Annotated in this window: 1 protein-coding gene; it reads left to right on the top strand. The window is 49.6% G+C overall.

Annotated features, from left to right (window positions below):
* Positions 1-19 precede the first annotated feature (19 nt).
* Positions 20-581: aminopeptidase P family N-terminal domain-containing protein (locus R8O11_RS29770; protein WP_318195199.1), on the top strand; the 562-nt coding region annotated here is incomplete at its 3' end.

Genomic DNA, 581 nt, shown 5'->3' with positions numbered 1-581 from the left:
ATTTGAAGGAATAAAACAGATGCACAACGATACCCTAAGCCGCGTGAACGCGATTCGCGAATGGCTTACTCAACACAACATTGATGCCCTACTGATCCCTCACGAAGATGAATACCTGGGTGAATATGTCCCTGCGCACAATGAACGCCTCCATTGGCTAACCGGATTCACAGGCTCTGCAGGCGCAGCCGTGATCACACAAGACAAAGCCGCGATTTTTGTTGATGGCCGCTACACCGTTCAAGTGACCAAACAAGTTCCTAACGAGTTGTTTGAATATCGCCACCTAATTGAAGAACCAGCATTGGATTGGATTCAAGACAATCTAACCGCAAATGCGTCCGTGGCTATCGACCCCCGCATGCACAGCTCGGCTTGGCTAGATATGGCACAAGCAAAACTGGTTGGAAAACTTGAGCTGAACATTCTCTCCAGCAACCCAATTGATGAATTGTGGCATGACCGCCCTGCACCAGTGGTTTCTGACGTTCGCCTCATGCCAACAGAAGCCGTTGGTCAATCAAGAGAAAGTAAGCGTAAAGAGATCGCTCCACTGGTAGCAAAAGCCGGTGCAGACAGCG

The sequence above is a fragment of the Vibrio sp. 1288 genome, from assembly GCF_033344475.1.
Note: the sequence above shows the minus strand (reverse complement) of the source record. Positions and strands in the feature narration are given on the sequence as shown.